The sequence below is a fragment of the Bacillus sp. RC242 genome, from assembly GCF_044908245.1.
Taxonomy (GTDB): domain Bacteria; phylum Bacillota; class Bacilli; order Bacillales; family Bacillaceae_G; genus Bacillus_A; species Bacillus_A mycoides.
The window spans coordinates 61,570-83,644 of record NZ_JBIYCZ010000014.1 but is presented as its reverse complement, the minus strand read 5'-3'; the positions used below and the strand labels follow the sequence as shown (position 1 = coordinate 83,644).

The window sequence follows — 22,075 nt, the reverse complement described above, 5'->3', positions numbered from 1 at the left end:
ATTAAAGTTTATATAATAGAAAATCCATTCATTCTTCTACTTTCTTTATTTCAACTCGCTTAATTTGATGCATATCCTTTTCAAGAACTTTAAAAGAAAAGCCGTGTTTTTCAATAATATCTCCTTCAGCAACGATTTGCTTTTGTACCATAATCCAACCACCAATTGTATCAACATCATCAGCGACCAAATGTATGCCAAATAAATCATTTACTTCGCTAATAAGCACTTTCCCCTCTACAATTTTACACACTTCACTTATATGTTCTATAGGTGGATGCTCATCTTCATCGTATTCATCTCGGATTTCTCCAACAATTTCTTCTAAAATATCTTCCAATGTAACAATCCCTGCTGTGCCACCATATTCATCATATAATACAGCTAATGGAATGTGCCTTCTCTGCATTTGCAATAGTAAATCATGGATTGGGATATTTTCTAACACTTCAATAACTGGACGTGTATATGGTGTAATCGAACACTCTTCATCTCGATTACCATCCATATAACGAATAAATAAGTCCTTTACATTAACCATCCCAATAATTTCATCTTTATCTTCACCAAATACTGGATATCTCGTATATTTTTCTTGTGCGATTACTTTAATATGTGTCTCAAACGGCTCATCTTCATATAAGCCAACAACTTCAGTACGAGGTACCATAATTTCCTTTGCTACCCTGTTATCAAATTCAAAGATGTTATTCACATATTTAAATTCAGTTTGATTAATCTCGCCACTCTCATAACTCTCAGACAAGATTAATCTTAGTTCCTCCTCAGAATGCGCAACTTCATGTTCAGAAGCAGGATGTAAACCAAATAAGCCTGTCACAAATCGTGCAGAGCCATTTAAAGCCCAAATAAATGGATACATAACTCGGTAAAAATAAATAAGGGGCTTTGATAATAATAAGCTAACTTGCTCTGCTTTTTGGATTGCAAAAGTCTTTGGAGCGAGTTCACCAATTACAACATGTAAAAACGTAATAACTGCAAATGCAATAATAAATGAAACTGTACTTGTAATTGCAGGAGATAAATCCAATTTTAAAAACAGCGGTTCGAGTAAATGTTTAATCGTCGGTTCTCCTAACCACCCGAGCCCTAAAGCAGTAATCGTAATTCCTAACTGACATGCCGATAAATACTCATCTAAATTTGAAGTTACTTTTTTAGCTGCCAATGCGCCTCGTCTTTTTTCACTAACGAGTTGATCGATACGACTGCTACGCACCTTTATGATTGCAAACTCTACAGCTACAAAGAAACCTGTTAGCGCAATAAGAACAGCTACCATCAATAATTTTAAAATATCCACATATGTCCTTTAGCTTTTCTTAGCTAAAGTTACACCTCCTTTAAATAAAGAAGTTTCACTTTAGTTTCTTCATTTGCTTGAAAGCAACCCTATATAAAATTCACCAATTTTTAGCCCTCATACAATTCTAATGGCAAACCGTCAGGATCTTGGAAAAAGACGAATTTTTTTCCCGTTATCTCATCAACACGTATCAATTCCGTCTCAACATCGCATTGGTTTAAATGTTTAACAGCATCTTCTATATCAGTAACCGCAAAAGCTAAATGTCTAAGTCCAGCAGCCTCAGGAAAGCTTGCGCGGTCAGGCGGACTTGGAAATGAAAATAATTCAATTTGATACTCTCCTCCTACACATAAATCTAACTTATACGAATTTCGTTCCTTTCTATATACTTCATTCTTCACTTTGAAACCTAATATTCGTGTATAAAAATCCTTTGACACTTCATAATTTGAACAAATAATTGCAACGTGATGTACTCTACATATATTCATGATTCCTCTATTCCTCTCTTTACCAAACATGCATATTCTCACTTTAAATGAAAAACATATATATCAGAATATCTCTTTTAGGGGGCTTATTATGAAATTTATCACTTTTTTCGCTGGACTTATCGTTGTTTTTCTCCTTGCCTACATCGCTAGTAACAATAAAAAACATATTAAATTCAAGCCAATTTTCATCATGCTTATTATACAGTTAATTTTAACCTATTTATTATTAAATACAGAAATTGGCCTCATCCTTATTACGATAATTTCCAACTTGTTTACAAAGTTACTCGACTATGCTGCATCTGGTATAAATTTTGTATTTGGAGGTCTTGCAAACAAAGGTGAAATGCCATTTTTCCTTAATGTATTATTACCGATTGTGTTTATTTCCGTCTTAATTGGTATATTACAACATTTCAAAATACTACCATTATTTATTCATTGGATTGGTTTCTTTCTTAGCAAAATAAATGGTCTTGGGAAATTAGAATCTTACAATGCCATCGCTTCCGCTATTGTCGGCCAATCAGAAGTTTTTATTACGGTAAAAAAACAATTAGCTCAAATCCCAAAACATCGACTTTATACACTTTGCGCCTCTGCTATGTCTACCGTATCTATGTCCATTGTTGGTGCCTATATGACGATGATCGAACCAAAATATGTAGTAACCGCACTCGTTCTGAACTTATTTAGCGGTTTTATTATCGTACTCATTATTAATCCTTACGACGTTAACGACGACGAAGATATTTTAGAAATAAAAGGTGAAAAGCAAAGTTTTTTTGAAATGCTCGGAGAATACATCCTTGATGGTTTTCGCGTAGCAATTGTCGTCGGCGCTATGCTCATTGGATTCGTCGCATTAATGAGTTGTATTAATGACCTATTCCTCATTATATTCGGCATTACTTTCCAACAACTAATAGGCTATGTATTCGCCCCTATTGCATTTCTTATCGGCGTACCAAGTTCTGAGATTGTCACAGCTGGTAGCATTATGGCAACAAAACTTGTAACAAATGAATTTGTAGCAATGATGGATCTTAGTAAAATTTCCAGCACTCTCTCTATCCGTACAGTTGGTATTATTTCTGTCTTCCTCGTTTCTTTTGCCAACTTTTCTTCCATTGGAATTATTTCCGGTGCTGTAAAAGGGTTAAACGAAGAACAAGGAAATGTTGTTGCCCGGTTCGGCTTAAAATTACTATACGGAGCTACTCTCGTTAGTATTCTATCTGCAATTATTGTAAGTATTATGTTGTAATTAGGTAAAATTTTATCATTTTCTTATCCTTATCTTTTGTATACAATAACGAATAGATGTCTCATAAATAATCGAGACATCTATTTTTTATACATGTACAATCCATTTTATTTAGCGTAAAATATTTTTTATGTGTTTTAATACGCTTCTAGATATATACACTTTGATAGTTTTAAAGGAGAACAAATGATGAAATCCGACGTTAACAAAAATAATCGAACCACAAAAAAACAATTAAAGAAAAAACGCCTACTTTGGTTCATTCTCATTCCATTACTTATTGTAGCAATGGGAGCAGGAGGCTATTCCTTCCATATATACAGTAAAGCAAAATCTGTCTTAAGCAATGCCTATTCTGAACTCGGCCGGGGAGATAAATCCAGCAAACGTGAAAAAGCTGTTAAACCTATGACTGACAACATTTCTGTCCTTATTATGGGTGTTGATGAAAGTGATATCAGGGAAAAAGGTTACGGAAAAGCAACTCGTACGGATGCATTATTACTTGCAACAATTAATAAAAATGATAAATCAGTTAAACTTGTCAGCATTCCACGTGACTCACGCGTCTACATTAAATCACGTGATAAATATGATAAAATCACACACGCACACGTATTTGGTGGTGTAGACAGCACAATTGATACAGTAGAAAACTTTTTAGATGTCCCAGTTGATTACTATGTAAAATTTAATTTCAAATCCTTTATCAAGATCGTTGATTCTCTAGGTGGTATAACTGTCGACGTTCCCGTTGAGTTCACAGAACAAAATAGTAGCGACGAAGCAGATGCAATTCACCTCAAAAAAGGACGTCAACATTTAAATGGAGAAGAAGCACTTGCACTAGCTAGAACTCGCCATATTGACAGTGATTATATGCGCGGTCAACGACAACAACTTGTTTTAGAAGCTATTGCTGAGAAAGCACTATCTCTCAATTCCATTAATAAAATCGGAAGCCTATTAGATGCTGTCGATACAGACTTAAAAACAAATTTAACTTTTGATGATATGATGACTATTGCAAAAAATTCAATGGATTCAAATTTAAAAATGGATAAATTGCAAGTGGAAGGTACTGATAAATATATAGGTGGTATTTATTATTACGTTCCAAACGAAAAGAGTGTTAATGATATATCGACAACACTTCAAGAACATCTCGGTGTTACGAATAAAAATGAGCATAAAAAATTATAATAAAAAGGCTGCTAGATTTTTCTAAGCAGCCTTTTTATTATAATTTTCAACATATTTCTCATTCATATTGTGACAAAAAGAGACAATTATTACAGCAGTGTAACATTTTTTGTGAAAACATTACACACGTAGTGAAAATAATAGTATACTAGGACGTACATAATGTTATTTTCATCATTTTTATACAAAAAATGTAATACATATATTTATACAAATTTTTCTGGGGGGAAATAAATGAAGCTAAGCAAAATCCTGATCGGTTCCGCTATCGCTGGTGGCATATTACTTTGCGTTGGTGGTGTTGGTGGATATCAATATGTATCCAAATTAAATAATCAACTAAATACAACTGCACTACCAAACACTACATTTGAAGGTATTTCTCTTGATGGAAAAAATAAAGCAGCTATTCAAGCCCTTGTTAATCAAAAGGTGAATGAATTAAATCAAAAACCTCTTAACTACGTATTCCAAAATGATAAGCAAAATTACACGTGGAAAGATTTAGGAGTAGATTATAAAGAGAAGGATATTGTCGACAATATCTTTAAAGAACAAGAAGGGAACGTAATGAATCGTTACAACATGCGTAAGCAAGCTGAAAACGGTGAAGTAAAACGTGACTATAAATTAACACCACAATTAAATACAACAACTTATGAAACCTTTATAAAGGATAAATATAATGAAACATTAAAAAATCCTGTCAACGCCGAATTAAGTGTTGAAGGCTCTACAGTAAATATTAGCCAAAGTCACACTGGGGAAAAAATTGATAAAGGAAAATTAACCGATTTAACAAGCGCAGCTATTACTTCTGGCACATCCGATGTTGTATTACCAGTTACACTAATAAAACCTGAACGTTCTACAGAAGATATACAACAAATGGGGATTAAAGAAGTGATTGCTGAATACTCTACCCCAATGGCTGGCCGTAATGGAAGTCAGTCCTATAATGTAAATAAGTCAGCTAATACTTTAAGTGGAGTTATTGTAGCACCTGATGAAACGTTTAGTTTTAATGGCCGTGTTGGCGTAACTGATGCTGCACATGGTTATAAATCCGCAGCAGTATATTCACAAGGTAAAGTTATACAAAGTGCAGGCGGAGGTGTTTGCCAAGTAAGTAGTACTTTATACAGCGCAGCTTTAAGGGCAGATTTAGGAATTGTTTCTCGAAGCAATCATTCTATGCCCGTAAATTATTTACCACTTGGGCAAGATGCAGCAGTAGCAGATTATGGTCCGGATTTAAAATTTAAAAACAATACAGGTAAGCATATTTACATTCAAGCATTTTCAAATGGCGGTAGTATTACTACACGTATTTTCGGTACAAATACTGGTAAAAATGTTGAAGTTTCTTCTCAAGTAGTTAGTAATACTGGTGATAAAATAACAGCGGTTACGTATAAAAAAGTAACACAAAACGGTGAAGTACTCTCAAATGGACAAATTTCAAAAAGCGTATATAAAAGTGCCCCAAAACAATGAGATAATATCAAACGGACAAATTTCAAAAAGCGTATATAAAAGTGCCCCAAAACAATGAGATAATATCAAACGGACAAATTTCAAAAAGCGTATACAAAAAGGCGTGATCTACTCACGCCTTTTTCTTTTGCAATAATAGTAAAAAATTTTCCAGATGATCTTTCGTTTCTTCTAAAGACCACACACGATTGCCTTGCTTCGCAGCTAATACGCACGCTTCTTCCCACGCGTTCTTTTTCTTCATATTTACTAATTCATCGCGTAATTTCAAAACAATCTCTTCGTCCTCTTGCTCCATAAACTCTTCCATCACGCTTACTATTTCATCCTCATGAATACTTAACGTACAGTACGATTTAAGAAAGTATTGTAATGTTGGATACATATATACTCCCCCCCTTTATTTATCTGATGGATAAGAAGTAATAATCTTAAATCCTAGATTTCCTGATTTATCTCTCGCTAAAACAGTAACAGTCTTTACTAGCTTGTCTTTTACATTCATATTTTTCTTTATTACTGTTTTTCCAACTGGGAATGAATGAGTTGTATTCAATACAAGACGAGCCTCTTTAGAGTTTTTCAACCAATCCTGAATTTCTTTATCATGTTGTTTTAAACTATCTTTCACAGCCTTTGTCGCTGTTTCCTTATCATAGTATGTACTTGCCGCTGAAACTTTATCTGTCTTCAAACGATTCTTCAAATCCTCTTCCGATTTGCCTACATGCCTTTCAATCGTATGACCATTTTTAGGTGGCCCTTCCATTTCATCTAAAATATTATCACTAATTTTTTCTACTGATGTAGAATGATCCTCTTTTGGTTTTTCTGTTTTTTGTTCTTTTCCTGCACATCCACTTAAAATCAGCATTAGTGCCAATAAACTACTCAAGAAAAGACTACTTAATCGTTTCATCGTATCACCTCTTCCATGATTATTATCGTAACTCCACTAAAAGTCAATTTCACAAAGAAAAAATGTATACGGTTTTAAAATCCTCATTCATTTTGCTATATTTTCCCCCCCCCCTTTCATCAAATCACTGTTTTTCGCCCTTCTTAAAATATACCCCCATGTTTTTATAATTATTTCCCGGATGAAAACACCAATCAAAACACTCCACGAGCCCTTTAAATATAGGATTTTCGGAGTGTTTTTCAAATAAGTTAAATATACCCCTGTTTTTATATACCCAATACCTACATAAGGTATATAAACAGCTTTCTATCAACTGTTTTCTACATTATGTAAATTTGCACTTGCCTATACAATAGAAATATGGTGTAATGCAAAAAAAGATAAAGGATTTTATAAAATGGTTGAAACAATTCAAAACTTCTTAACAGATTATTATTCAATCGCAATTCCACTTAGTATCTTAATCAACATCATCATCAGTCTTTTAGGTTTTATCCCTAGTATTTTTTTGACCGCTATTAATATACAACTCTTCGGTGTAACAAATGGTACAATCATTTCGATCACAGGCGAGGCATTAGGGGCTATTATCTCGTTTTATATTTATCGTATAGGCCTTCAAAGGTTCACTCACGATAAAGTAAATAAGTATCCAAAGGTAGAGCGCCTTCTTTACGTAGAAGGCAGGGAGGCATTTCTACTCGTCCTATCTTTTCGTTTTATTCCTTTCATTCCATCCAGTATCGTTACTTTATTTGCAGCTCTAGGCAAGATGTCATTACTCTCTTTCAGTATTGCCAGCACAATAGGGAAAATACCGGCCTTATTGATTGAAGTATATTCTGCATATCATGTCATAAACGGAACAAATGAAGCGAAGTGGATTATAACAATCGCGGGTTGTGTTGGATTATTTTATTTGTGGAAAAAATGGAGAAAAAAATAAAGAAGGAGCCTATGCTCCTTCTTTATTTTTGAGGTATTTTATTAATAACTATCCCTTAAAGCCTTAGTTTACACCAACAGCACTAAATGATTGCTTAACTGCTGCTACTTCTGCAGAGCTAGCACCATATAAATCAGCTGCAGCTTGTACTGCACCAGCACGAGCTTGACTAAATGTAGTAGATTGCGTGAAATACTGTGTATTTGCACGGTAGTAAATCGCACCTAATTTATCTTTACCGATACCAGTTACAGTTACACCAGAATGCGTACCACCATTTGCTAATAAATAAGCTTGTTTGTTAATAATACCACTGTTTGTATGAACGCCACCGTTATCACTTGAACCAGTGTAACGCTTAGAATAATGGTCTGGATCACCATATTTCGTTGGATCACTCATAGAACGCAGTGCATCTCCTGCTTTACCAGGCGTGTAAATATCTTCACCAATCTCCCAATCCGGGTTACGGTTATCATAGAATTCTACTAACGTACCAAAGATATCAGAAATTGCTTCATTTAATGCTCCTGATTCATTTTGATAAATTAAATTCGAGCTATTTTCCGTAACTGCATGCGTTAATTCGTGACCAATTACGTCAATACCACCAGATAATGAAGTGAATGTTACACCATCACCATCTCCGTATACCATTTGTGAACCGTTCCAGAATGCATTATTATACTTACTTCCGTAATGAACAGTTGATTTTAATGGTGCTCCTGCATCATTAATAGAATTTCGGTTAAATGTATCTTTATAGTAATCATATGTTTTACCTGCATAGTAATGAGCATCTACTGCTGCTGCATCATACGCTGCATTGAAAACATTATCTGCATCTGCCCATAATGTTCCTGGTAACGTCGAACGATTTTTCGCATCATATGTGAAAATTGTTGCTCCGCGCGTATTATCTTGCAAGTAGTAAGATGATCCAGATAACGTTGTATTAAGCGATTTCGTATCTCCTAATACACCTTTACCAGTTCCTACTTTATTCGTTCCTGTTACAGGCTTTATAACCGCTTTCGCATCCTGTTTAGGAGCATCTTGTTTAACAGGAGACTTATCATCATTTGTTACATGATCAATTGTATTAAACTTATTTAATACTTTACCGCTTTCCGCCTCAATGAAATAGTAGTAATTTCCTGGGCTTGGATCTAAGAAGTTTAGATTTACAACGTATGCATATGTCGTTTCTTCACCGTTTTGATATACATATAAGTCCGCTTTTGGTTCTACCTCATATTTAGGTGTTACTCCTAAATCTTGCTGTGCGATTTCAATTGCTTTTGCGCCTTCAATCTTATTTTTGTTTTTTAACTTTTCCTTTTTGTCTAAATCAGGCGCAACTGTTCCAGACAATACCTTTAAAGAACCATCTTTACTTACGTGAGCTACTTGAGTAGATCCCCATACAGGTACTCCCTCGTAAACTTGTTGCATACGTACTACTGTTGAATCAGTTACAGCGTCTTTTTTCACTTGTTTCACTTTGAAAGAATCTTGCGCACTCTTTTCCCCTAACTTATAATCACCTTTTGCCGCGTTTAAGTAATCAAACACAACAGATTCCGCTTTCTTACCAGTCGCTCCAGTTAGATCACCAGAAATAAACTCAGGTGACTGTACCGTCTCATTGTACTTCTTAGTAGAGAGTACATTTTTAGAATCCGCAAATGCAGAGCCTGTCCCTCCGAACGTAGTAACTGCCATTCCTGCCGCTAACACTAACGCTAAACTCTTCTTTTTCATCTAACATTCCCCCTAATAAAAAATTTTTGAAAAAGAGTAGTTTCATATTATCATTATGTTTCCACTATTAATATACTAAAAATTCAAATAATTGTTTTCTCAAGTTTTGTAGAATTTTCGGGAGCAAATATTGAGAAACCCCTTTCCGTTTGGAAAGGGGTTTTTTGGTTATGAATTAATTTGTTGAACCGTTTTAGCTTGTTGACCAACGATATCAGGTTTACTACTATACTGATGTATTCCTCCAGCAACTGTAAGAGTTACTATAAACGCCAATACTCCAAATACCATCTTTTTCATTTTCACTCCTCCTTATTATCATTCATCAAATCAATAACTAACCTATAATATCGATTACTTTCCTCAAATCTCGATAAACTAGCGAAATGTTCTGCGAGTTCAACGTATACTTTCTTTAATTCTATTTTATTTCCCGCAGATTTATACAAAGGAATAGCCTCATTTTCCAAAAATACTTTATAATCTTTTGCTTCTTCAAAATGTTTATATCTAAGAATTAAAAGCAAATATAACTTTGCATTAAATCTCTCTTCTTGTTTTGCTGCAACAATTCCCTTATCAATCCATTCTTTTGCCTCTTCTAATTCTTCTAATTTAATGCATACTAATGCCAGTTCATATATTGTATCTAGATAGTTTAAATCTACTTGTTTTTGAAGTTGCAGACTATCCAAATAATATTTCTTCGCCTGCTGATATTTGCTTTTTTTATAATATATACTTCCCATATTGCTTAAAGTAATAGCTAAAAGTACATCCTTATCCGCAAAAGATGTGGCCTCCCTCAATATACTCTCATACATTCTTAAGGCCTCTTCATACTGACCTTTTTCTGTGTAACTTACTGCAATAAGTATCTGGCAATTAATTATATTTCTAAACTTATATTCACTACGAAATCCTTCTAATGCTATATTCACAAAATGAATTGCAAGGTGATGAATATCTAAATGAGTATATGCAAGCGCTATATTATAGTACATACCCGTTTCATGATACCCTTGTTCCTTGGCCATTACTTCTGTTTTTAATAAGTGGTCTAGTCCATCCTTCCATCTATACTGCAAACAGCACAATAACCCTCTACTGTACGTATATAATAACTTCTGAAATGGAGAATACTTTTTGTAGACTTTCTTTAATCTCTCTAATTCTTCTTCAATTGCAGATATATCCCTTTTCATAATTAAATAACGTGTATACAGCAGTTTATAATAATTTATAATTTCAAAATCCAACACATGCTTCATTTCACCTTGCAACTCTTCGTATATGCGCTCTACTTGTTGCTTGTCCAAATGAACTAATGCATTCAACCACTCGTCCAACTTCACCTTCACATCTTCTTCTACATCTCTCAAATCCGTCACAGCAATTTCTAGTCTTGTGCAGAGCAATTGTAGAATTTCTTCTGATGCTTCAATCTTTCCATTTTCGATCTTACTTAAGTATGAGACAGAACAAATGCCCTGACATAATTCTTCTTGTGTCATTTTTTGCTGTAGCCGTTTATAAAAAACTTGCTTGCCTATTTTTTCTAATGTTTGTTGCATTGTCCTCCTCCATTCTCATTACCCCCATTACTCTAATAATACATAAAATCTTGAGAAATATAAATTGATAAATGTAAATTTTCTAAAAAATATGCATTATTTCATTTTTTTCTCCCTTGACTTCAATCCCCTATTACTTCTTTGCTACGGAAGGGGGAAAATTGGTATACTATAACCAAATTGCGGAGGTGTTTTCACAATGAATCATTATAAAGACGATAGTTACGCCTTACATACAGATTTATATCAAATCAACATGGCTTATACATATTGGAAAGATGGTATTCATACTCGCCGTTCTGTTTTTGATCTATACTTTCGAAAGCTTCCATTCGAAAACGGCTATGCTGTTTTTGCTGGTCTTGAAAAAATTGTAGAGTACATAGAAAATTTCAGCTTTACCGAAAGTGACATCGCTTATTTAGCAGAGCTGCAATTTGAAGAAGACTTCCTTCATTATTTACAAAACATGAAATTTACTGGCACGATTCGTAGTATGCAAGAAGGCGAAGTTGTTTTTAATAACGAACCATTATTACGTGTTGATGCACCGCTTGGCGAGGCACAAATAATTGAAACCGCCCTCTTAAATATTGTAAATTACCAAACATTAATTGCTACAAAAGCTGCACGTATGAAGCACGCTGCAAATAATGATGAGCTTTTAGAGTTCGGTACAAGACGCGCTCATGAGTTTGATGCTGCCCTTTGGGGAACACGAGCTGCCTTTATTGGTGGGTTTTCATCTACAAGTAACGTTCGCGCAGGGAAACGCTTTGGCATCCCTGTAGCTGGCACACATGCCCATTCTTTCGTTCAAGCATATCGCGATGAATATGTTGCATTTAAAAAATATGCTGAAACACATAAAAAATGTGTATTTCTTGTCGATACATACGACACATTAAAATCTGGTGTTCCAAATGCGATTCGTGTTGCAAAAGAGTTCGGGGATCGTATCGATTTTTATGGCATTCGCCTTGATAGTGGTGATATGGCATATTTATCAAAGGAGGCCAGAAAACAACTTGATGCAGCTGGATTTACAAACACAAAAATTATCGCTTCTAGCGATTTAGATGAATATACGATTATGCACTTGAAATCTCAAGGGGCAAAAATTGATGTATGGGGTGTTGGTACAAAGCTGATTACATCCTTTGAGCAGCCAGCATTAGGGGCCGTTTATAAACTAGTCGCTATTGAAGATACTGACGGAAAATTAAATGATACGATTAAGATTTCATCTAATCCTGAAAAAATTACAACCCCAGGACTTAAACGAATTTATCGTATTATTAACCGTGTTAACGATCATGCAGAGGGCGATTATATTGCTTTAGAGTCAGAAGAACCCGGAAAAGAAGAGCGTTTAAAAATGTTTCATCCAGTTCATACATATATAAGTAAATTCGTAACAAGCTTTGAAGCACGCGAACTGCATCAAGATATTTTCATTAACGGTAACAGAGCGTATGAATTACCTAATATATTAGAGATTCAAAAGTATAATGAACGCAGCCTCTCACTATTTTGGGAAGAGTATATGCGAACTTTAAACCCAGAAGAGTACCCTGTCGATTTAAGCCAAGAATGTTGGGATCATAAAATGAATTATATTCAAACTGTTCGAGAACAAGTTGAAAAAAACATACAAAAATAAAGTGAAGCTTTAATTAGTGGGGTTTTGTCCCTCCCCCACTTCTCCATTTTTCAATACTATATAGATATTTGTAAAAAATATATTAAAATAATAAGAAGAATATTGTTTTTTATAATTTAATATATTACATTATTTAAAAACAAAATAATATTTGATGTTATTTTCTTGAGTCAATTTCAACAAAATAACCAATAAAAAAGAGGACGCAATTGCGTCCTCTTTTTTATAAATCTTTTACTCGTAGTACACGCATTGCATTTAATACTGCAAGTAACGTCACACCAACATCTGAGAAGACTGCTTCCCACATTGTTGCAATACCAAAGGCGCCGAGTAATAACACTAACCCTTTTACCCCTAATGCAAATATAATATTTTGCCAGACAATACTACGTGTACGTTTTGCAATTTTTACAGCTGTCGCAATTTTTGAAGGCTCATCAGTCATAATAACGATGTCAGCAGCTTCAATTGCTGCATCTGATCCTAAACCGCCCATCGCAATACCAACGTCTGCCCTTGCTAGTACTGGCGTATCATTAATACCATCACCGACAAATGCAATCTTTTCTTTACCGCGTTTTGCTGCATCAATTTTTTCGATTTCTTCTACTTTTTGGTGTGGTAATAATTCGGCATGGACTTCATCTAAACCTAATTCTTTACCAACAGCTTCACCAACTGATTTTGCATCACCAGTTAACATGACTGTCTTCTTAATACCTAGTTCTTTTAACTTTTGAATTGCTTGTTTTGAATCCTCTTTTACCTCATCAGAGATAACAATATAACCTGCATATTTACCATCTACAGCAACATGAACTAGTGTACCTACTGTATTTGGTTGCTTAAATGTAATGTTTTCTTTTTTCATTAATTTAGCATTACCTGCGAAAATTTCTTTTCCTTGTACCTTTACAACCGTACCAAGACCTGAAATTTCACTATAGTCTTCAATACTATTTTCATCGATTGATTTTCCATATGCGTTTCGAATAGATTGTGCAATCGGATGATTTGAATATACTTCTGCAAATGCTGCATATTCTAATAGCTCTTCAGCTGTGATACCTTCACTAGGCTCCATCTTCGTAACTTTAAAGACACCTTTTGTTAATGTTCCTGTTTTATCAAAAACGATATATTTCACATCATTCAATGCTTCTAAATAGTTACTTCCTTTTACTAAAATACCACTTTTAGATGCCCCACCAATACCTCCAAAGAACCCAAGAGGAATCGATACAACGAGTGCACATGGACAAGAGATTACTAAGAACACTAAAGCTCTATAAATCCAATCGGAGAATGTAGCACCCTCTAAAATAAGTGGTGGAATAAATGCCATTATTGCTGCTGTTATAACTACAACAGGAGTATAATAACGTGCAAACTTCGTAATAAAGTTTTCTGTTGGCGCTTTTTTGCTACTTGCATTTTGTACTAAGTCTAAAATTTTCGATACAGTGGATTCACCGAACTCTTTTGTAACTTCGACAATTAATACACCATTTTGGTTTACAAAACCACTTAATACGTCATTACCAACTTCTACTTCCCTCGGTACAGACTCACCTGTTAACGCTGAAGTATCCATCATTGATGTTCCCTCAACTACTTTCCCGTCTAACGGTACTTTTTCACCTGGTTTTACGATAATATACTCACCAACTTGCACATCTTCTGGTGATACTTGTTTCGTTTCGTTTCCAACTTTCACATTCGCATAGTCAGGACGAATATCCATTAATGACGTAATTGATTTTCGAGAACGATTTACTGCAATACTTTGGAACAGTTCCCCTATTTGGTAAAATAGCATAACTGCTACCGCTTCTGGATATTGTTGAATCGCGAAAGCTCCTAAAGTTGCAATTGCCATTAAAAAGTTTTCATCGAACACTTGGCCGCGAGTTATGTTTCTCGCCGCTCTCCAAACGATATCTCCACCTATTAATAAATAAGCAAGGACGAATAATGGAATTGTTATCATTTGCGGTAATCCGGCTAATGCAGCAATTCCTGTCAAAATTCCACCGACTACTAATCGTCCTATCATCTTTTTCACATTTCCATCACCATGATCATGGCCATGGTCGTGTCCTTTTTCCTCTTCACGAACAACTTTTACATCAGGCTCTAACTTTTGAACAACATTTTTTATATTTTGTACAGTCGATTCAAGTTCTCGTTTATTTGCAACTTCTACTCGTAATTTCTTTGATACGAAATCAACAGTCGCTTCTGAAACCGTTGGCATTTCCTTTACCTTATTTTCAATCTTCATTGCACAATTTGCACAATCTAAGCCTTCTAATACAAATACTTCTTTTACTGATTTTGTTTTTTGCTCTTCTTGCACTTTAATATGCGGCTCTAATTTTGTAACAAGTCGCTTCGCTTCCGTAACAACTTGATTTTCTTTATTTTGCGGTGTTTCTAAAAGCATCGTTTTTGTTGCAAAGTTTACGGAACAAGATGTTACCCCTTCTATATTCCCAACACCTTTTTCAATTTTCATTGCACAATTTGCACAATCTAAACCTTCTAGCATAAGTTTCTTTTTCACTAATGCTTCTGCCATCGTTCTCCCTCCTCGCTTTTTTATTCTTCCTCGTTTACGTGTTCAAACGCTTGCTCGAAGATATGAATTACGTGTTGATCAGCTAATGAGTAATAAACTACCTTTCCTTCTTTACGGTTCTTTACAAGCTTTGCTTGCTTTAATACACGAAGCTGATGTGAGATTGAAGATTGCGTCATTCCTAATAAATAAGCTAAATCACAAACACACATTTCAGCTTCAAATAATGCATGTAATATTCTCGTACGTGTGCGGTCACCTAATACTTTAAATAATTCTGCTACTTTACTTAAACTTTCATCAGTCGGAATTGTTTGTTTTACTTGATCCACGATTTCCTCGTGAATTACCGTTTGAGAACATGCTTCCTGTTGCGTTTCTACTTTATTTTCAGCCATCACAGCTCACCTCTTCATTTGAACATATGAACAACTATTCATATGTCTTATACCTTTATTATATGAGCGTCCATTCATATGTGTCAATGAATTCTCATACATTTTTTAAAACATTTCGTTCACATTTCAAAATAAACATATAAATATTCTCCGCATCTATCATGCTCTTCATACAAAAAGGATGCACGAAAACTACCGTGCATCCCTTCTTATTTATTAACTTTTACTGCATCCACAATTAACGAAGCAAATCCTAATTTACCATCTTGATTTCTATGATCAAAACGTTTCGATCGATAAATAAATCCACCGTTCTCTTCCCAATCACTATAATGAAACTGGCCATTCTCATCACAGTATTCTAAAAGCTTTACTTGAAAACCTGCTGCTTCAAACATAGATATAATCGTTTTGTAGTTATGTACAATTTTATGACTTGCAGCTGGATGATCTAACGGGCCAGGTCCTCCCACTTGCACACCATGCTGATACTCTTCATTTGGGAAAAATGCATCCGGCACTGCACAGCGAATATATCCATTATATTCCAAAAGCTCATAGCAAACTTTAGCTGCTTCTATACCTTCTTCATACGATAAATGCTCCCATACGTGCTCAGCCAAAATTACTGATAAAGAATTAGACGGAAATTTATTAATCCACGTTTCTCTTTTTAATAAATGTAATTCTTTTTCATTCGTATGTAACCACCCTGGGTTATTATTATATCCCTCTGCTCCAACGACAACTTCCGTCTCCATCTTTCCACCCCTTCTTATATTCCGACATAAAAATTCGACAACATAACATTGGTCTCCTTTATTTCCCCAAAAGAAAAAGCCTTGCGCGCTCCCTAGACGCACAAGGCTTACTAACTTTATATCCCTTTAATTAGCTTTTTCTAAACTATCTTGCGAACTTCCATCGTCTTTTAAATGACTATGTTTTTTCGAATAAACAAAGTATACAACCACTCCGATTGCTAACCAAACACCGAAGTATATCCATGTTTTTAACGGTAGATTTACCATTAAGAATAGACAGCTTGCAACTGAAATAATCGGTAAGATTGGTACAAGTGGTACCATAAATCCACGTTGTAATTTCGGGTGCGTTTTACGAAGAATGATGACAGTTACACCAACCATCGCAAATGTTAATAACGCTCCAATATTCGCTAAATTCGACAATTCTTTTAAATCGATAAATCCGGCAATTAAAGCACTACCAATTCCTGTTAACCAAACTGAAAATGTTGGTGCTTCTGTCTTCTTGTTAATTTTCGCAAAAGATTTTGGCAATAAACCGTCACGGCTCATAGCGAAGAATACACGTGTCGTAGCGTAGATGTATGCGAAAATTACAGCCATAATACCAATTACAGCTCCAATAGCGATTACACCAGCCACTTTATCTTGTCCTACAACTTCTAATACATAGGCCATCGCTTCAGGTACATCTAATTCCTTATAAGAAACCATACCTGTCATAACGAGACAAACTACAACATAAATGATTGTACAAATGACTAATGAAGCAATAATACCAATCGGCAAATCACGTTGTGGATTTTTCACTTCTTCAGCAGAAGTTGCTAATGCATCAAATCCTAAGAATGCGAAGAATACTGCTGCTCCTCCGGCAAAGACTCCACTTAAGCCGTACGGTGCAAATGGTATCCAGTTTTCTGGTTTCACGTAGAATACACCAACTGCAATGAATAAAACAACAATACCAATTTTAATTAATACCATTATGTTATTCACACGCTTACTTTCTTTTGTACCTCGTGATAATAACCAAGTTATCACCAACGTAACGATAACTGCGGGTAAGTTCACCATACCACCTTGCGATGGAATCGTTAACAACGCTTTTGGAATTTCAAGTCCCAATCCACTCACTAAATTATTGAAATAACCTGTCCATCCGCCAGCTACTGCGGCAGTCGTTACGACATATACGGATAGCAATGTCCATCCCATTAAATGGGCAACAAACTCACCAATTGTTGCATATGAATATGTGTACACACTACCTGAAACAGGAAGTGCAGATGCAACCTCTGCATAACATAAAGCTGCAAATCCACAAACAATTGCTGCAATCATAAATGAAAAAATAACTGCTGGACCAGCATCTCTTGCTGCTACTAATCCAGTTAATACTAGAACTCCTGTACCAATTATCGCACCAATCCCTAGCATTGTTAGGTCAAATGCCCCTAGCGTTTTCGTCAAAGTTTTACTTTTACTTTCCCCTAACAATTGCGTAACGGATTTCTTTTTAAATAGGTTGGCCACGATGAATGCCCCCTTTTACCAAGAAGAGCTAAGAGGTATTATCTCTTAGCTCTTATCATGTTGTTTTATATATTGTTCGATTTTGTTTTGTATAATGCTTCTATTAGCAAGATACTGTTTCTGCTTCTAATAATTCTTTAGCACCCTTGTACTCTACACCGTGAGCTTCTGCCACTGCTTCGAATGTTACATAGCCATCTAATGTGTTAATACCTTTTAATAATGCAGTGTTGCCTAGGCAAGCTTCTTTGTAGCCTTTGTTAGCAATTTGTACTGCATATGGTACTGTTACGTTTGTTAATGCAAGAGTTGATGTACGTGGAACCGCACCCGGCATATTTGCAACTGCATAATGAACAACACCATGTTTCTCATAAGTTGGGTTGTCGTGAGTTGTAATACGGTCAGTTGTTTCGAAAATACCACCTTGGTCAATCGCGATATCTACAACAACAGAACCTTGTTCCATTGATTTAATCATTTCTTCAGTTACAAGTTTTGGAGCCTTTGCACCTGGGATTAATACTGCACCGATTACAAGATCAGATTCTTTTACAGCTTCTGCAATATTGTAAGGATTAGACATTAAAGTTTTTACTTGGTTTCCGAAAATGTCATCTAATTGACGAAGACGTTCTGCACTTAAGTCGATGATTGTTACATCCGCACCTAGTCCAACTGCAATTTTAGCAGCATTTGTACCAGCTTGTCCACCACCGATAATTGTTACTTTACCACGTTTAACTCCTGGAACACCTGCAAGTAAGATACCTTTACCGCCTTTGTTTTTCTCAAGGAATTGCGCACCGATTTGTGCAGCCATACGACCAGCTACTTCACTCATAGGTGCAAGTAATGGTAATGAACGGTTTTCTAATTGTACTGTTTCATATGCGATAGCAACAACTTTCTTTTCAATTAACGCTTTTGTTAATTCTGGTTCTGGAGCTAAGTGTAAGTATGTGAATAAGATTAAACCTTCGCTGAAGTGTTTGTATTCGCTTTCAACTGGTTCCTTAACTTTCATAACCATTTCCATGTTCCAAGCTTCTTCAGCCGTCTCAACAATTTTCGCTCCCGCTTCAACATACTGAGCATCTGTGAAACCAGATCCTACACCTGCGTCCTTTTGAATGAATACTTCGTGATTGTTACGAACTAAATGTACAACACCTGCTGGTGTCATTGCCACACGGTTTTCGTTGTTTTTAATTTCTGCTGGTACCCCAATACGCATAATGAAATGCCCCCTTATAATTAACAGAAAAAAGGAATTCTTTTTTCTTTTTTAAATAATTAATAACTTATGTCCTTATTCTAGCATAACTTAAAAGTTATGAAAACGCTAACATACTATTTTTTTAAAGTTTATATATTTAGAATAGTGTAAATATATAAAACATTGATTTTATTGGGTTCTCCGTACCACTCCATCATCTATTACTCTATTTCTATTATATCCATTCAAAATGAATAGTAATTATTTATTATTTGACAATAATAAATAATGTAAAAAAACTAAGCAATGACGTATACATATACACTTATTACTTTGTTCAATACTTTAGAAATATATTCTTTTCACAAAAAAACAGCTACTGGCATTTAGCCAGCAGCTGGATAACTTATAAATAACTTTGAAAATAGATCTTCTGTCGTCTCACTAATTTTATCAAACATATCACTTTCACGATCTTCTTGCTCTTTTAACATCTTAATTGTTTCACGTGCATCTTCAGGATAATCGGTAATGATACCATCTACGTTTAACTTATAATATCCCTTTAACCTTTCCATATCATTTACCGTCCATACGTAAATTGGCTTGTTTAACTTCCTTGCTTCTTTTACTAATTTCTTATTTAACATGTATTCTTCTGCTACATAAAAATCAGCCTTCACATTCTTTAAGTTAGCTCTACTCGCATACAGTATATATCCTACTTTTATATTTGGATTTGCACGTTTAAACTCTTTAATAAGCGGATAGTGTAACGTTTGAATGACACATTGCTTCTCAAATTCATTATCTTTAATCGCTTTTAATACTTTGTTTACGAAATCTTTTTCGCCACCATGAAGCTTCACTTCAATATTAAGTTTGATTTTTCCTTTTGCCAGCTTAATGATCTCATCAAGTGTACTTATTTGTCCTGAAAAACCATCTTGACTAAGGGTAAGCTGTCTTAACTCCTCCATCGTTAAATCTGACACATGAACATTAGCATTAGCAAGACGTTTTAGCTTCAAATCATGTATAACTGCTAGTTCACCGTCTTTTGTTTGCAGTACATCAATTTCAGCGTAGTCTGCTTTGGCATCAATAGCCCCCTGCACAGCTTCTTTCGTATTCTCTACACCTTTTGAAATATAACCACGATGAGCCATAATAATTGGTTCTTTATATGAATTTGAAATAAACGTTACAATGAAGGCAACGACCATTCCGGCGGTAATAATTCCTACAATATATACACCAATAAATTTCCAACGATGTTTTTGGAAGAAACATTTATCTGCTTTTGTTTTCGAATAATCTAATCCTTCTTCTAATAAAACATCTTCAACCGGAACCTTTTGTAAATACAATCGTGTTATTCCCATAATATAAAATGGCGTCACGATAAAACTAAATAAATACAATGTACTCGTTAAAAATACAGACATTGTTGATTCCGCTAATAATGCAAATGTTCCCTGTGGATTTGTAAATTCATACATGCCCCATAGACACAATAAATACACTCCCAAAAATACACCGTAAACAATCCCTATTGAAATAAAAAATCCTACTAAAAAGAATAGTACTTTAAAAAAACTTTCTTTTACTAACGTTGCACTTTTACGTGCTGCTGTGCGAAACGGCTTTTGCTCTAAAACAACAATAGGTAGAACAAAAATCCAGCGAAGGTTCAAATACGCAACTACAGCAAAGAACGTGTAATAACCAACTTGTCCCATCGTTGTCTTAAACAGTTCTCCTGTAATAAAGTTAGGAATTTGAATTTGTGGAATTAATGCCGTTTCATATCCAATATTTAAAAGAGGTAACAATACAACCGCATATAAAATAAATCCTGGTAAGCAATATGTGAAAAGAGTAGGTAAATACGTTACGGTTTTATATAAAATCGGACGTAATTTCACCTTTTGTCTTTTATGAGCGAAGTACGAAATGATAATAAGCACCGCAAATTCCGTAAAGATAAGAAACAGTGCTAACAATGATAAAATGACGATTGCCAAAATGCCGTATGATGTCTTTAAAAACGCTAATAATTCATCATTCGTCGCATTTGCATAACCACCAAAATACAATAACTTATTAAAAATGATCCCAAATAGCGGGACAAATACAATCGCTGCTAATAATTTATAAGCAAGTTGAAAGGTTAATACATTCCAAAAAGCAAATCTAACTGTTTGAAAGGAATGTCCCATTACTCCTGGTATAGATAGTCTTTTACGGTGTTGCATATATTCCTCCACATTCTAAAACGATATTTGAGATGGATTCCACATTTCCAATTTCAATCCATCTTTTTAATAATAATATATTCCGCTTAACATGAACACTCTTATACATATAATGAAAAAAGTGATGGCTAATCCCATCACTTTTTTCACTCACTCTATTTTTTCTCTAATCCTTGTCCAAATGCTTTTAAGAAACTAAAACCGAATGTAATCGCCCTGTTGATATCTGGATCTTTTAATACTTTAAAGAAATCCATCACTTTTGTTTTCTTTCCGTTTTTCAGCTCATCCGTTGCAAATTGTAATCCAGTGACTAAACTAGATGTTATTTGTTTCGTTATTTCTGGGTCCACTGAAGATAATGCCTCTCCTGCCCCCATCATATTGTTTAATGCGTTTTTTACTGGTTCACGATTCAATTGTTCAACAGCTATTTTGGAAACATCTTCTTTTGCAGCAAGTAAACTAATTGCTGCATCTAAAATTCCAGCTTTTTGCAACTGCGCTAATAGCTGCATCGTCTCTTCTACTGCTTCTCTATTTTCAGCTAGATCATTTAACAACTCATCTGTTACTTGCTGTTTTTTTTCTTCTTCTGTTACAATCTTCTTTTTAATTAAAGTAATCTCTTTTGCCATTATCTCCGCCCC

General features: G+C 34.8%; 20 protein-coding genes. 5 read left to right on the top strand and 15 right to left on the bottom strand.

Annotation, left to right across the window (positions count from 1 at the left end):
• Window positions 1-28: 28 nt before the first annotated feature.
• Window positions 29-1,327 carry a hemolysin family protein gene (locus ABH957_RS22735; protein WP_404448609.1) on the bottom strand — a complete coding sequence of 433 codons (1,299 nt, stop codon included), beginning with the start codon at window positions 1,325-1,327 and terminating at the stop codon, window positions 29-31.
• A gap of 110 nt (window positions 1,328-1,437) precedes the next feature.
• Window positions 1,438-1,824 carry an SMU1112c/YaeR family gloxylase I-like metalloprotein gene (gene gloA2 / locus ABH957_RS22730; RefSeq protein WP_404448611.1) on the bottom strand — a complete coding sequence of 129 codons (387 nt, stop codon included), beginning with the start codon at window positions 1,822-1,824 and terminating at the stop codon, window positions 1,438-1,440.
• Window positions 1,825-1,915: 91 nt separating this feature from the next.
• Between gloA2 and ABH957_RS22725 the strand changes: the two genes are divergently transcribed.
• The 3 genes from ABH957_RS22725 (at window position 1,916) to ABH957_RS22715 (ending at window position 5,794) form a co-directional block, all read left to right on the top strand.
• On the top strand, window positions 1,916-3,094 hold the full coding sequence (locus ABH957_RS22725) for a NupC/NupG family nucleoside CNT transporter (RefSeq protein ID WP_404512259.1): 1,179 nt from the start codon (window positions 1,916-1,918) through the stop codon (window positions 3,092-3,094).
• A gap of 186 nt (window positions 3,095-3,280) precedes the next feature.
• Window positions 3,281-4,297 (top strand): LCP family protein, encoded by a 1,017-nt coding sequence (locus tag ABH957_RS22720; protein ID WP_242310844.1) that lies wholly within the window; start codon window positions 3,281-3,283, stop codon window positions 4,295-4,297.
• 234 nt (window positions 4,298-4,531) lie between these two features.
• On the top strand, window positions 4,532-5,794 hold the full coding sequence (locus ABH957_RS22715) for a VanW family protein (RefSeq protein ID WP_404512257.1): 1,263 nt from the start codon (window positions 4,532-4,534) through the stop codon (window positions 5,792-5,794).
• 112 nt (window positions 5,795-5,906) lie between these two features.
• On the opposite strand, the gene ABH957_RS22710 is transcribed toward ABH957_RS22715, so the two are convergent.
• Window positions 5,907-6,179, bottom strand: a complete 273-nt coding sequence (locus ABH957_RS22710; RefSeq protein ID WP_404448615.1) for a hypothetical protein — start codon at window positions 6,177-6,179, stop codon at window positions 5,907-5,909.
• 15 nt (window positions 6,180-6,194) lie between these two features.
• On the bottom strand, window positions 6,195-6,713 hold the full coding sequence (locus ABH957_RS22705) for an RNase A-like domain-containing lipoprotein (protein ID WP_002125157.1): 519 nt from the start codon (window positions 6,711-6,713) through the stop codon (window positions 6,195-6,197).
• Window positions 6,714-7,113: 400 nt separating this feature from the next.
• Here ABH957_RS22705 and ABH957_RS22700 point away from each other — a divergent pair, with 400 nt between their 5' ends.
• Window positions 7,114-7,662 carry a TVP38/TMEM64 family protein gene (locus tag ABH957_RS22700; RefSeq protein ID WP_113937881.1) on the top strand — a complete coding sequence of 183 codons (549 nt, stop codon included), beginning with the start codon at window positions 7,114-7,116 and terminating at the stop codon, window positions 7,660-7,662.
• Window positions 7,663-7,725: 63 nt separating this feature from the next.
• On the opposite strand, the gene ABH957_RS22695 is transcribed toward ABH957_RS22700, so the two are convergent.
• From ABH957_RS22695 to ABH957_RS22685, 3 genes are all read right to left on the bottom strand, one after another.
• Window positions 7,726-9,426 (bottom strand): M4 family metallopeptidase, encoded by a 1,701-nt coding sequence (locus tag ABH957_RS22695; RefSeq protein WP_113937880.1) that lies wholly within the window; start codon window positions 9,424-9,426, stop codon window positions 7,726-7,728.
• A 168-nt stretch (window positions 9,427-9,594) separates the two neighbouring features.
• On the bottom strand, window positions 9,595-9,726 hold the full coding sequence (gene nprX, locus ABH957_RS22690) for a quorum-signaling peptide NprX (RefSeq protein ID WP_002174820.1): 132 nt from the start codon (window positions 9,724-9,726) through the stop codon (window positions 9,595-9,597).
• Between the two features lie 2 nt (window positions 9,727-9,728).
• Window positions 9,729-11,000, bottom strand: a complete 1,272-nt coding sequence (locus tag ABH957_RS22685) for a tetratricopeptide repeat protein (protein ID WP_016101848.1) — start codon at window positions 10,998-11,000, stop codon at window positions 9,729-9,731.
• Window positions 11,001-11,199: 199 nt separating this feature from the next.
• On the opposite strand from ABH957_RS22685, the gene ABH957_RS22680 reads away from it, so the two are divergent.
• Complete coding sequence (locus ABH957_RS22680; RefSeq protein WP_078178067.1) at window positions 11,200-12,663, top strand: nicotinate phosphoribosyltransferase; 1,464 nt, start codon at window positions 11,200-11,202, stop codon at window positions 12,661-12,663.
• 223 nt (window positions 12,664-12,886) lie between these two features.
• Here ABH957_RS22680 and ABH957_RS22675 read toward each other — a convergent pair whose 3' ends face one another.
• The 8 genes from ABH957_RS22675 to ABH957_RS22640 all read right to left on the bottom strand — a co-directional run bounded on the left by ABH957_RS22675 (window position 12,887) and on the right by ABH957_RS22640 (window position 22,063).
• Window positions 12,887-15,247, bottom strand: coding sequence for a heavy metal translocating P-type ATPase (locus tag ABH957_RS22675; RefSeq protein WP_404512255.1), 2,361 nt, complete (start codon window positions 15,245-15,247; stop codon window positions 12,887-12,889).
• Between the two features lie 20 nt (window positions 15,248-15,267).
• Window positions 15,268-15,645 carry an ArsR/SmtB family transcription factor gene (locus ABH957_RS22670; protein WP_002010461.1) on the bottom strand — a complete coding sequence of 126 codons (378 nt, stop codon included), beginning with the start codon at window positions 15,643-15,645 and terminating at the stop codon, window positions 15,268-15,270.
• 209 nt (window positions 15,646-15,854) lie between these two features.
• Window positions 15,855-16,406 (bottom strand): class I SAM-dependent methyltransferase, encoded by a 552-nt coding sequence (locus ABH957_RS22665; protein ID WP_404512253.1) that lies wholly within the window; start codon window positions 16,404-16,406, stop codon window positions 15,855-15,857.
• 126 nt (window positions 16,407-16,532) lie between these two features.
• On the bottom strand, window positions 16,533-17,948 hold the full coding sequence (locus tag ABH957_RS22660) for an amino acid permease (protein WP_002063741.1): 1,416 nt from the start codon (window positions 17,946-17,948) through the stop codon (window positions 16,533-16,535).
• Window positions 17,949-18,051: 103 nt separating this feature from the next.
• Window positions 18,052-19,185 (bottom strand): alanine dehydrogenase, encoded by a 1,134-nt coding sequence (gene ald / locus ABH957_RS22655; protein ID WP_113937877.1) that lies wholly within the window; start codon window positions 19,183-19,185, stop codon window positions 18,052-18,054.
• Window positions 19,186-19,553: 368 nt separating this feature from the next.
• The gene (locus ABH957_RS22650) at window positions 19,554-21,425 is read right to left on the bottom strand and encodes a glycerophosphoryl diester phosphodiesterase membrane domain-containing protein (protein ID WP_404448623.1); all 1,872 of its coding nucleotides are present in this window, start codon (window positions 21,423-21,425) and stop codon (window positions 19,554-19,556) included.
• Window positions 21,412-21,579 carry a hypothetical protein gene (locus ABH957_RS22645; protein WP_157264618.1) on the bottom strand — a complete coding sequence of 56 codons (168 nt, stop codon included), beginning with the start codon at window positions 21,577-21,579 and terminating at the stop codon, window positions 21,412-21,414. Before ABH957_RS22645 ends, ABH957_RS22650 begins: the two co-directional genes overlap by 14 nt.
• 1 nt (window position 21,580) lies before the next feature.
• Entirely contained in the window at window positions 21,581-22,063 is a 483-nt protein-coding gene (locus tag ABH957_RS22640; protein WP_002010449.1) for a helical membrane plugin domain-containing protein, read from the bottom strand.
• Window positions 22,064-22,075 lie beyond the last annotated feature (12 nt).

Excerpts from the sequence above, each read along its gene's own strand:
- gloA2 (WP_404448611.1), bottom strand. The coding sequence starts at position 1,824 with ATGAATATATGTAGAGTACATCACGTTGCAATTATTTGTTCAAATTAT.
- ABH957_RS22725 (WP_404512259.1), top strand. The coding sequence starts at position 1,916 with ATGAAATTTATCACTTTTTTCGCTGGACTTATCGTTGTTTTTCTCCTT.
- ABH957_RS22720 (WP_242310844.1), top strand. The coding sequence starts at position 3,281 with ATGATGAAATCCGACGTTAACAAAAATAATCGAACCACAAAAAAACAA.
- ABH957_RS22715 (WP_404512257.1), top strand. The coding sequence starts at position 4,532 with ATGAAGCTAAGCAAAATCCTGATCGGTTCCGCTATCGCTGGTGGCATA.
- ABH957_RS22710 (WP_404448615.1), bottom strand. The coding sequence starts at position 6,179 with ATGTATCCAACATTACAATACTTTCTTAAATCGTACTGTACGTTAAGT.
- ABH957_RS22705 (WP_002125157.1), bottom strand. The coding sequence starts at position 6,713 with ATGAAACGATTAAGTAGTCTTTTCTTGAGTAGTTTATTGGCACTAATG.
- ABH957_RS22700 (WP_113937881.1), top strand. The coding sequence starts at position 7,114 with ATGGTTGAAACAATTCAAAACTTCTTAACAGATTATTATTCAATCGCA.
- ABH957_RS22695 (WP_113937880.1), bottom strand. The coding sequence starts at position 9,426 with ATGAAAAAGAAGAGTTTAGCGTTAGTGTTAGCGGCAGGAATGGCAGTT.
- nprX (WP_002174820.1), bottom strand. The coding sequence starts at position 9,726 with ATGAAAAAGATGGTATTTGGAGTATTGGCGTTTATAGTAACTCTTACA.
- ABH957_RS22685 (WP_016101848.1), bottom strand. The coding sequence starts at position 11,000 with ATGCAACAAACATTAGAAAAAATAGGCAAGCAAGTTTTTTATAAACGG.
- ABH957_RS22680 (WP_078178067.1), top strand. The coding sequence starts at position 11,200 with ATGAATCATTATAAAGACGATAGTTACGCCTTACATACAGATTTATAT.
- ABH957_RS22675 (WP_404512255.1), bottom strand. The coding sequence starts at position 15,247 with ATGGCAGAAGCATTAGTGAAAAAGAAACTTATGCTAGAAGGTTTAGAT.
- ABH957_RS22670 (WP_002010461.1), bottom strand. The coding sequence starts at position 15,645 with ATGGCTGAAAATAAAGTAGAAACGCAACAGGAAGCATGTTCTCAAACG.
- ABH957_RS22665 (WP_404512253.1), bottom strand. The coding sequence starts at position 16,406 with ATGGAGACGGAAGTTGTCGTTGGAGCAGAGGGATATAATAATAACCCA.
- ald (WP_113937877.1), bottom strand. The coding sequence starts at position 19,185 with ATGCGTATTGGGGTACCAGCAGAAATTAAAAACAACGAAAACCGTGTG.
- ABH957_RS22650 (WP_404448623.1), bottom strand. The coding sequence starts at position 21,425 with ATGCAACACCGTAAAAGACTATCTATACCAGGAGTAATGGGACATTCC.
- ABH957_RS22640 (WP_002010449.1), bottom strand. The coding sequence starts at position 22,063 with ATGGCAAAAGAGATTACTTTAATTAAAAAGAAGATTGTAACAGAAGAA.